Source organism: Haemophilus sp. C1, from assembly GCF_001276515.1.
In the GTDB taxonomy this organism is placed as follows: Bacteria; Pseudomonadota; Gammaproteobacteria; order Enterobacterales; family Pasteurellaceae; genus Haemophilus.
On the sequence record NZ_LDVZ01000017.1, the window covers coordinates 1 to 11,086 of the forward strand.

The 11,086-nt window shown below is 35.0% G+C and carries 6 protein-coding genes and 2 pseudogenes; 2 read left to right on the plus strand and 6 right to left on the minus strand.

The features are described 5' to 3' along the window. The first annotated feature begins 242 nt into the window (after positions 1-242). Together ABW51_RS07025 and ABW51_RS07030 are read left to right on the plus strand one after the other, a co-directional pair. A complete protein-coding gene (locus tag ABW51_RS07025; RefSeq protein ID WP_053466151.1) occupies positions 243-830 on the plus strand; it encodes a uracil-DNA glycosylase family protein in 588 nt (195 codons plus the stop codon). 113 nt (positions 831-943) lie between these two features. Next, entirely contained in the window at positions 944-2,740 is a 1,797-nt protein-coding gene (locus ABW51_RS07030; RefSeq protein WP_053466152.1) for an ATP-binding protein, read from the plus strand. A gap of 80 nt (positions 2,741-2,820) precedes the next feature. Here ABW51_RS07030 and ABW51_RS07035 read toward each other — a convergent pair whose 3' ends face one another. The 6 genes and pseudogenes from ABW51_RS07035 to ABW51_RS07060 form a co-directional block, all read right to left on the minus strand. Next, a complete protein-coding gene (locus ABW51_RS07035) occupies positions 2,821-5,904 on the minus strand; it encodes a type I restriction endonuclease subunit R (protein WP_053466153.1) in 3,084 nt (1,027 codons plus the stop codon). A gap of 59 nt (positions 5,905-5,963) precedes the next feature. Then, positions 5,964-6,200 (minus strand): annotated as a pseudogene (locus ABW51_RS07040) (DNA-binding protein); the annotation flags it as partial. After that, complete coding sequence (locus tag ABW51_RS07045) at positions 6,197-7,279, minus strand: AAA family ATPase (protein WP_053466155.1); 1,083 nt, start codon at positions 7,277-7,279, stop codon at positions 6,197-6,199. The gene ABW51_RS07045 and the pseudogene ABW51_RS07040, both read right to left, overlap by 4 nt. After that, complete coding sequence (locus ABW51_RS07050; protein WP_053466156.1) at positions 7,272-8,459, minus strand: restriction endonuclease subunit S; 1,188 nt, start codon at positions 8,457-8,459, stop codon at positions 7,272-7,274. The genes ABW51_RS07045 and ABW51_RS07050 overlap by 8 nt, the downstream gene beginning before the upstream one ends. 81 nt (positions 8,460-8,540) lie before the next feature. After that, positions 8,541-9,538 (minus strand): annotated as a pseudogene (locus ABW51_RS07055) (virulence RhuM family protein). A gap of 2 nt (positions 9,539-9,540) precedes the next feature. Further along, complete coding sequence (locus ABW51_RS07060; RefSeq protein ID WP_053466157.1) at positions 9,541-11,085, minus strand: type I restriction-modification system subunit M; 1,545 nt, start codon at positions 11,083-11,085, stop codon at positions 9,541-9,543. Position 11,086 lies beyond the last annotated feature (1 nt).

Sequence of the window (11,086 nt, forward strand, 5' to 3'; positions counted from 1 at the left end):
CCGATGGTAGTGTGGGGCATCCCCATGTGAGAGTAGGGCACCGCCAGGTTACCAAATATAAATTGAAAGAGAGAACCCCAGTTGAAGGACTGGGGTTTTTGTTTTGGAATTTACTCATTATTTAATCAAATAAGAGTCTGATTTTAATTTCCAATAAATATGTCTATTTATATCATTTAGAGTTTTGATTTTTTATATTTTTCAAATAGACTTTATATACTCGTTTTCTAATCTCATCCATTATGCTTAAAAATTTAGACGAAATAACTTCAAGTATTATCGCTGATCCTCAAAATAAAGATTTTACAGAACGTGGAATTTTCCCTTTATTTTCGGCGCCTAAAATAGCCCGAATTAATATTGTAGGTCAAGCTCCGGGATTAAAAGCTGAGCAATCTCGTTTATATTGGAATGATAAAAGTGGTGATCGTCTGCGTAATTGGCTAGGTGTGGATTACGATTATTTTTATAATTCTGGGATATTTGCGGTTCTTCCTATGGATTTCTATTATCCTGGAAAAGGTAAATCTGGTGATTTACCACCTCGTCAAGGTTTCGCAGAAAAATGGCATCCAATGATTTTAGAGCATCTACCTAATATTCAGCTCACTATTCTTATTGGGCAATATGCACAGAAATATTATTTACTTGAAAATAAAGATAATGTAACTGACACTGTTAAAAATTATAGTCAATTCTTACCGCACTTTATGCCTCTTGTGCATCCTTCCCCTCGCAATCAGCTTTGGATTACAAAGAATCCTTGGTTTGAAGAACAAGTTATTCCTGAATTACAAATTTTAATCAAACAGATAATTAATAAAGACTAAGTTTTTCATTTCTTACGCACACATAGTAATAACAATCTCTTTTACTTTATGGATATAATAAAGCCTGTATGTGCAGGCTTTTTTATAACGATAATAATGTTTTAGGAGATTTGATGAAAAATTTCAAATATTTTGCTCAGAGTTATGTGGATTGGGTTATTCGTCTTGGGCGACTTCGTTTTTCTCTTTTAGGCGTGATGATTCTCGCGGTTTTAGCACTTTGTACTCAGATTTTATTTAGTCTATTTATTGTTCATCAGATTTCTTGGGTAGATATTTTTCGTTCGGTAACTTTTGGCTTACTCACTGCGCCTTTTGTTATTTATTTTTTCACTTTATTGGTCGAAAAGCTTGAACATTCTCGTCTTGATCTTTCTAGCTCGGTTAATCGATTGGAAAAAGAGGTCGCCGAGCGAATTGCCGCTCAGAAAAAATTATCCCAAGCATTGGAAAAGTTAGAAAAAAATAGCCGTGATAAAAGTACCTTACTTGCCACAATAAGTCATGAATTGCGCACGCCATTGAATGGAATTGTCGGGCTTAGCCAGATTTTACTTGATGATGAATTGGATGATCGCCAGCGTAATTATTTAAAAACTATCAACATAAGTGCGGTCAGTTTAGGCTATATTTTTAGTGATATTATTGATTTGGAAAAAATTGATGCGAGCCGAATTGAATTAAATCGCCAGCCAACAGATTTCCCCGCCTTATTAAACGATATTTATAATTTTGCCAGTTTCCTTGCTAAACAAAAAAATCTTATTTTTTCTTTAGAGCTTGAACCTAACTTGCCTAATTGGTTGAATCTTGATCGTGTGCGCTTGAGCCAAATTTTGTGGAACTTAATTAGCAATGCGGTGAAGTTTACAGATCAGGGAAATATTATTCTTAAAATCATGAGAAATCAGGATTGTTACCATTTTATTGTAAAAGATACAGGAATGGGGATTTCTCTTGAAGAACAAAAACATATTTTTGAAATGTATTATCAAGTGAAAGAAAGTCGCCAGCAAAGTGCGGGTAGCGGTATTGGGCTGGCTATTTCTAAAAATCTCGCTCAGTTAATGGAAGGGGATTTAACGGTTGAAAGTGAGCGAGGAAAAGGCGCAACTTTCCATCTTACTCTCCACGCTCAAGAAATTTCTGAAAAAGAATCCGTTAAGAAAAATATTCCATCTTTGAACATTCTTTTAGTGGAAGATGTTGACCTCAATATTATGGTTGCGAAAACTATTTTGGAAAAACTTGGGCATCATGTTGATGTTGCGACAAATGGCAAGCAGGCGATCACTTTATTTGAGAAAAATGTTTACGACATTTTATTGCTAGATATTAAATTACCAGATATGAGTGGTTTTGAAATCGCCCAATATTTGCGAGAGAACTATGAGAACGGTATTTATGATTTTTTACCGCCGATGATTGCTTTTACCGCCAATGTTATGCAAAGCGAGCAAGAATATTTAGAAATGGGCATGGATGGCGTATTACGCAAACCCATTTCAATTAAGGATTTACACCATTGTTTACAGCAATTTTTTGCGGATGAAAGGGAACCTATAATCGAAGTAAATGATACTAGTGTATTTTCAGAAAAATTTGATTTGGCATTAATTGAAACCCTTGGAAAATCCCAAATTTTAGAAAATTTATCTTTATTCAAACAAACGATGCCAAATTATCTTGCTCAATTATCAAAAGATAATATGAAAGAAACAGAAGATACCGCCCATAAAATTAAAGGCGCAGCGGCATCGGTAGGGTTAAATCATTTACGTCAATTAGCGGATACTTTAGAAAGTGCGGCTAAAAATTCTGATATTTTTAATTGCACTGAATTGATTGATGAAATTGGAAATCACTGGTTAGAAAATGTGGAAGACTTAGCTCAATTTTGTGAATACTAATGAATTTTTGTTTGGACAGATAACAATAATCCAGCAGTTTTAGGATCAAACTACTGGATTTAATGATTGATATATTAAATTTAAATCTTTCCCCCAACTCCTTTAAATTTCTCTACAAATGCAGCAATTTTTTGGAAAATAGTCTGTTTTTTAGTGAGATATTGTGGATTAAGTGGACTCATTTTTGGCAATACTTCATTGAGTGCCGTGCCGTTTTCGCTGGCATATTCGCGTTTTAGTGAAGTGCTGATATAGCGTTTTGCTGCATCGACATTCAAATTTTCTTTTTGAATTAGGGCTTCTGCTTCTTTTTGTTGCTCGTTCTGGGCAAAAAGGAAAAAGGCATCAATCAAGCTTGCTTTATCGGGAATATCATCTAAATTTGTTTGGTTGATAAAATCGACAATCAAGCTCTCTTTAGCACGGTTACCTAAACTTGAGCGAACTGTGCGGCGGATTTCATCAATTAACACCTCTTTGTCTTGGTTTTTCTTATGATGTTCGAAAATTAACGCAAGAATATAATCCAAATTGATTTCTTGAGATTTTAATAAATCAACTTCAAATACGACATCATCCCAGTTAATGGTTGAATTGTCTTTATCATTGCTTTCTTTTCGCTGGCGTAGCCAATAGCGAATATCATTATAAGTTGAACGATAATCTTGCTCCGCTCTTACTGGTAAAGTGGGAACTTTCAGCATTTCTGCAATTTGTTCATCATTCACATAATGTACTTGCTTGAATTTCTCCATTGCAATCGGATCATTTAAATCGACCGCTTGTAAGGCTTGCAATGCTGCAAATTCATCGTAATTTTGCAAAATATTTTCAATACGTAAATATTCGCCAAATAATTTTACAAACTCTTTTTTATCTTGCTCTGTTTCGATTTCTGTTGGATTAGGAAAGCGATTTTGCAGCTCTTGAATAACCTCCAAATAACCCCGTTGATTGTCATCACCGTTAAAATAGCTGTCATAGCTTTTCTCTAGTACGACATTCTTCGTGTTTTTATCGCCAAATAGTGTGATTGCATCAATGGTATTTTGTTCCAAATCGCGGAAAGTAACGATATTCCCAAAGGTTTTAGTTGTGTCATAAATGCGGTTGGTGCGAGAAAAAGCCTGCATTAATCCGTGATAACGCAAGTTTTTGTCCACGAAAAGCGTATTCAACGTAGGGGCATCAAAGCCTGTTAAGAACATTCCGACTACAATCAGTAAATCCACTTCCTGATTTTTCACACGTTTAGCAAGATCGCGATAGTAATTTTGGAATGATTGACTATCTACGCCATAACTCGTGCCAAAGTAATGATTGTAATCATCAATGGCTTTTGTTAAAAATTCTTTTGCCGTACTGTTTAGAGCAGTGGGTTCAAAGGTCTCATCTGGAATATCGCCAATCGCATCTTGTTCTTCATTTGCCGCAAAAGAGAAAATGGTGGCAATTCTTAACGGTTTTTCTTGTTCAGACTGTAGATTTTGTAAAGTTTCGTAATAACGTTTTGCCGCTTCCATACTGCTTACCGCAAACATTGCATTAAAGCCTTTACCTGTGGCGTTAAAGCGGTGGGTTTTCTGTTTAAAATTGTTAAGGATGTATTGCGAGATTTCTTTAATACGCTCAGGGTGTAAAAAGGCTTGTTTCTGCTCAAGTGCGGTTAATTTTTCAGGATCTTTTTCTATTTCTAAGGCTTTAAATTGTGGGCGGACATCGTTGTAATTGACCTTGAATTTCAGTACTTTGTCATCACGAATAGCATCGGTTATCACATAAGAATGCAATTCCGTACCGAATACACTGGCTGTCGTTTCCGCACCTAATGCGTTTTCAGGAAAAATTGGTGTGCCTGTAAAACCAAATTGATAGAATTTTTTGAATTTACGTTTTAGATTTTTTTGTGCTTCGCCAAATTGGGAGCGATGGGCTTCATCAAAAATAAATACGACTTGTTTTTGATAAATTGGCAAATTTTCTTCCGATTTCATCAAATTATTCAACTTTTGAATGGTGGTTACGATAATTTTGTTATCGTCTTTTTCAATATTGCGTTTAAGCCCTGCGGTACTTTCCGAGCCATTCACGCTATCAGGCGAAAAACGCTGATATTCCTTCATTGTTTGATAATCTAAGTCCTTTCTATCCACCACAAAGAACACTTTATCAATAAAGTCTAATTCTGTTGCAAGGCGAGAGGCTTTAAAACTAGTAAGCGTTTTACCTGAACCTGTGGTATGCCAAATATAGCCACCACTCTCGCGATTGCTCCAGTTTTTAGCCAAATAAGAACTTTGAATTTTCCATAAAATCCGCTCAGTGGCAGCAATTTGATACGGACGCATAATCAATAGGGTGTCGGAAACATCAAACACGCAGTAATTTACCAACACATTGAGTAAAGTATTCTTTTGCAAGAAAGTCGCTGTAAAATCCTTTAAATCTTTAATCAAAGTATTTTTTGCCGTTGCCCAATTCATTGTGAAGTCGTAGCTGTTCTTATCGCGTTTGGTGGTGTTGGCAAAATAGCGAGTATCCGTGCCATTAGAAATGACAAAAATCTGAATATATTTAAAGAGAGAATTTTCTTTATTGAAACTTTCTTTGCTGTAGCGATGAATTTGATTAAAGGCTTCACGAATCGCCACGCCACGTTTTTTCAGTTCAATATGCACAAGCGGTAAACCATTGACCAAAATTGTCACATCATAACGATTATCATAGCTGCCGCTTTGTTCAAATTGATTGATGACTTGCACAGTGTTATTAGAAAGATTTTTCTTATCAAGCAAATAGATATTCTGAATGCGTCCATTATCGAACACAAAATCATAAATATAATCATCGTGAATTTTTCGGGTTTTCTCTATCAGACTATCACTGGGCTTATCCAAATATTCTTCTAAAAAACGATGCCATTCCGCATCAGAGAAAACCACATTATTTAATCGCTGTAATTGAATACGCAAATTTTTAATCAGTTCCCCGTGATTATTAAGACCTTGTAAATGCTCATATCCTTGTGCCAGTAAATCACGAATAAACTCACGCTCAAGGCTCCCTTCCGTTTGGTAACCCGCATTAGGCTCTTCCACAAATTTATTATATTGATCTAAAACGATAAAATTATTGGATTCAGCGATGGTTTTGTATTGGGTCATGAGTGGCTCCTTAATGCTTTTGCTTTTTGTAGGGTGGGCTTTAGCCCACCGTTTTATTAATGTTTTACTTGATATTGCTTACCATCTTGGGCAGTTATTAAGTAATCCTTAATAACTGAATACTCATCTAACTCTTTGTCTTTTAATATATTTTTTATATGTAAGGCGATATTTTGTACAGAGGTGTCAAAAAGTTCCGCAAGCTGATTTTGGGTTAGCCAAGCCTCATTTTCAACAACTAATAAAGCAACGTGAGATTTGCCGTCATCGGTGTTGTAGATGATTAAGTCGTTCATTGGTACTCCACGAAATTGCAGAATTCATCAATCGCACTCATCAATTTCTTTACTTCATTTTTATCAGAATCACTCAAATTTGAAATTTCTTCGCTTGAGTGTGCTGAATGGCTATTCAGATCAATTAATCTTGGTTTAAAATCATTACCTGTTTTGTTATTAATAGCTTCCAATAATTCTTTCCATCCTTTATAGCCAAGATAAGTAGATGTTTTTTCTAATAGATTCCGGAGAAAATTAAAGTGATATTTTTGTAGATCTCCATTAACTATGGCTTTCTGAATTTCTTTTCTCAAAAAAATATGATATGCGAATGGGTGATCATTATCTTGTTTAATCAGAGCATATTCTTCATTTTCATATTTCTCTAGATAATATTTTTTATAGTTATCTTTTTTAAATTCATTATGTAATACATTATAAAATAATGGGTTGTGTGTTGATATTATTACTCTTACTTTGGATTTTATGATCTTAATTATTTTTGCCAAATCCATAGCTAGTTCTATTAAATGATTCTCATCTAAAGAGCTAACTGGATCATCTATAAAAATGTATTTAATGGATTTGAATCTGTCGTCAGATTCTTCATAACTTATTTTTACTTTATCTAAAATAGTGTAAAATATACTCCATATGAAGTTGCTTTCTTCCCCTTTTGATATTTTAATTTTTTCTTCTGCCCTGTTATCTCCACTAGCATAGTAAAAAATAACTTTAGAAAAGTCTTCGTCAAATTTAGGGGTTAATTTATTATTATTTATATATCTTTGAAAGTTTAAAATTATTTCTTCTTTTTCATCTTCATATAATATATTGTTTATCCAGTCTATAAATTTATTTTTATAGATATTCAATGTTGGTGTTGTTATCTTATTATCCCAATAAAAAATATCTTCTGTATAAGAGTTGTAATATATTATTTTTCTATTCTCATCTATAGATGTAGATGATTGAACTAACTTCTTGAATTCATTTGATAATCTTGTTTTACCAGTTCCATTGAAGGCATAAATTAAATGAACTTTCCCTTCGTCGTTCATTAAATCTTGAGATAGCTCTGATAATTTTTTACTCATAAATATTACCTCCTAAAAAATTTAGTAATTCTTTTTGATAATACGAATATTGTTTTTTTCGGTTATTAATTTCTTTTGGTAAACCATGAAGTAATGAGTTTGTTAAACTATAAAATTTATCTAGTTTTTCAATAATCCTTTGTTGAATAGTTATTTCGGGAACAGGTATCCTAAATTCCTTTACTTTTGAATCTGAGATTGCGGGGTATGCGGAGCCGCTTTGATTTTCTTCCACATAGTTTTTAAAGTTAATTGTAGATAAAAAATAAAATAGCCATTTAGGTAAAATAATTTTAGTATTTGCTCGTAATACGCAATATCCTGTACTTGCGATCTCATCTGAAAATTCCTTGCTAATCAATACTACACGTTGTTGTGTTGGTCTAGTTGTTGCAAAGATAACATCATTTTCTTTGACTATTTTTTGTGCTCTACTAGGGGCATTTAGGGCATTGATCTCAATAGTTCCAGTAATATTATTATTTTCTCTATCTACAGACGTTAAATCTATATAGCGATATGTTTTAGTATTGTTTTTCCATCTTATATTTTGAGTTTTTTCAACAAGTTCTTCTAACGTTTTCCACTCAAACCCAACCTTCCCAAGTTCTTCTTCACTTAACAATTTCTCCCGATAGTATTCATATTGTTTCTGGCGTAGTATAAGCTCGCTGGTAAGCTCGCTGGTAAGAGCTGTCAATGCGTCCAAAATTTTTACGATTTCGGTTTGGACGGAGAGTGGGGGGATGGGGATTTCTAATTTTTTTAGCTCGCTAGCATTTAGTGCTGGAATCCCTGTAAAAGAGCATAAATTATGAATCTCTTTTTGAAAATGAAGCAGCACATGGTAAAGAAAGCGAACATTTAATTCATAGTCTGATTTGATTGTTACAGAATAATTAAGATTTCCTCGGAAATATTTACCTTCTTGCCAAGTAATTGAGCCAACACCAGCTCCTCTTGTTGTAATACCAATAGGATCATTTTCAGTGTTCCACTCATTAATAAATCCTAAGGGATCACGTCCACTGTTGATAACAGGGTATATTCCAGGGTTTTGTGCAATAATATTTTTGCTAACTGACTGACCTGTTTTTATATCTGTGACTTTTCCTAAGGACTTCCACTCAATCTCAGCTCCATCCAATAATTTTTCTAAAAAAGTGCGGTTGTTTTTCATTGTGTTTCTCGTAGGGCGGATTTCATCCGCCGTTATAATATTGATATTCTTTCGGCGGACTGCTATCCGCCCTACTATGGCTTATTTTTTCTGATGCAACTTCTGTACGGTTGTTTTTTCTAATGCTTTTAATGTAGCTAGATATTCCTGTTCAATGGGGGAAAGTGTTTTTACCTCATAAGCTCTATATTCTGAAATGGCTTTTTGTTCAGCTTGTTCCCGACTGATTTTCCCCCACTTTGCAACACGCCTTTACCATACATTTGAGCAAATTTATCTAGTTCATTAACCCAATCTTGCATATACATTGGCGTATGAGATTGTGCTTTAAGTTCAGCTAGGTCAAAAAAAGCAGATACCAAACGATTTAAACGAAATAATTCTTCTTCTGTGAGATAATTTTTTGCAACTTTGACTTCTTTTAATGTGGGTAATGCACCTTTAAATGTAGTTAGCCCCATAAAATCTTTATTGCTATCTACTCTATAGTAAATGAGTTCTGCCGATGTTTGTTCACAAGTTGCATAATGTAACTTATTTTGTACCGTTTTGAAGAATTTAACTGTTGCTTCGCTTTTAGGATTATAATCTTGGCTGGTTGCGTATAGTTCTAGAACTTGGCGATATAATGCTTTTTCACTTGAGCGAATATCTCTGATTCTATTGAGTAATTCTTTCCAATAATCTCCACCACCATTATCTTTTAAGCGTTCATCATCTATCGTAAAACCTTTTACCATATATTCTTGTAATCGCTCGGTTGCCCATTGACGGAATTGTGTGCCACGAGATGATCGAACTCGGTATCCTACAGCAATAATCAGTGGTAACGAATAATAAGCTAATTGGCGAGAAACGTTTCGATTTCCTTCATTTTGAACTGTCAACTTATAGTTGACGGTTGAATTTTCATCAAGTTCGCCTTCAGAAAAGATAGCTTTGATATGCTTACTGATATTTTGTTTAGTGGTCTGATATAGCTCAGCCATTTCAATTTGAGATAGCCAAATCTGATCATCAAATTTCTGTAATCTAAACTGAGCATTACCTTCATTGGTGGTATAAAGCACAATTTCCATTGTTACCCCTCAATCTCCGCCACTATCTTGTCAATCTCGGCACGCAAGCGGTCGATATTAGCAACTGTTTTACGAATTTCCGCATTGAGTTCATCAATATTAATCACTTCGCGAGTGTCTTTTTGTTCCACATAAGAGCTGACCGCAAGGTTGTATTCATTTTTAACGATATCTTCAAAGGACACGGATTTGGCTAAATGCGGCATATCTTCTTTATCGGCAAACAGTTTGAGAATTTGTTCAATATGTTCTTCTTCTAGTATGTTGTTATTGGTGGCGGATTTAAATAAACCGCTGGCGTCGATAAATTGGGTTTGGGTATTAGGTTTATGTTTGGAAAGCACTAGAATATTCACTGCGATACTGGTGCCGTAAAATAGATTAGGTGCAAGGGCAATCACGGTTTCCACAAAATTGTTTTCCACCAAATATTGACGAATTTTTTGTTCCGCACCGCCGCGATAAAAAATGCCAGGGAAGGAAACAATCGCCGCCCTGCCTTTGCCTGAAAGATAGCTTAATGCGTGTAAAATAAAGGCAAAATCTGCTTTGGATTTTGGGGCAAGCACACCTGCGGGGGCGAAGCGTTCATCGTTAATCAGTGTGGGATCGTCCGAGCCAACCCATTTCACGGAGTAAGGCGGGTTAGAAACGATGGCATCGAAAGGTTTGTCATCGCCAAATTGTGGTTCCATTAAGGTGTTGCCTAAAGCGATATCAAACTTGTCGTAGTTGATGTTATGCAAAAACATATTCATACGGGCAAGGTTGTATGTGGTGTGGTTTATTTCCTGCCCGAAAAAGCCTTCTTCAATAATATGTTCATCAAATTGTTTTTTGGCTTGCAACAATAAAGAACCCGAACCAGCAGCAGGGTCATAAATTTTATTGACCGAGGTTTGCCCGTGCATTGCAATTTGAGCAATGAGTTTGGAAACACTTTGTGGAGTGAAAAATTCACCACCTGATTTACCTGCATTGGCGGCATAGTTAGAAATAAGATATTCGTAGGCATCGCCAAATAAATCAATATGGTTATCTTCAAATTTGCCAAAATCAAGTTCAGCCACGCCTTTCAAAACAGCCGTTAAGCGGTCGTTTTTATCTTTTACGGTATTGCCTAAGCGATTGCTGGTGGTGTCAAAATCTGCAAATAAGCCTTTAATATCTTGTTCAGACGGAAAGCCCATCGCTGAGTTTTCAATATCAGTAAAAATCTGTTTTAAATCTGTATTAAGATTTGGGTTGTTACTGGCGTTATCTGCAACATTTTTAAATAGCTGGCTTGGGTAAATAAAGTAGCCTTTCGTTTTTATTGCATCTGTTTTAATGTCTTGTGTAATGATTTCATCAGGTAATTGGGCATAATTTACTCTTTCATCGCCCGCTTCAATATAATTGGCAAAATTTTCGCTAATAAAACGATAGAAAAGTGTGCCAAGCACATATTGTTTGAAATCCCAGCCATCGACCGAGCCTCGAACATCATTAGCAATTTGCCAAATACGACGTTGAAGTTCGGCACGTTGTTGAATTGCAGCTGCCATA

Coding starts and splice junctions, on each gene's coding strand:
- ABW51_RS07025 (WP_053466151.1), top strand. CDS start 243: ATGCTTAAAAATTTAGACGAAATAACTTCAAGTATTATCGCTGATCCT.
- ABW51_RS07030 (WP_053466152.1), top strand. CDS start 944: ATGAAAAATTTCAAATATTTTGCTCAGAGTTATGTGGATTGGGTTATT.
- ABW51_RS07035 (WP_053466153.1), bottom strand. CDS start 5,904: ATGACCCAATACAAAACCATCGCTGAATCCAATAATTTTATCGTTTTA.
- ABW51_RS07045 (WP_053466155.1), bottom strand. CDS start 7,279: ATGAGTAAAAAATTATCAGAGCTATCTCAAGATTTAATGAACGACGAA.
- ABW51_RS07050 (WP_053466156.1), bottom strand. CDS start 8,459: ATGAAAAACAACCGCACTTTTTTAGAAAAATTATTGGATGGAGCTGAG.
- ABW51_RS07060 (WP_053466157.1), bottom strand. CDS start 11,085: ATGGCAGCTGCAATTCAACAACGTGCCGAACTTCAACGTCGTATTTGG.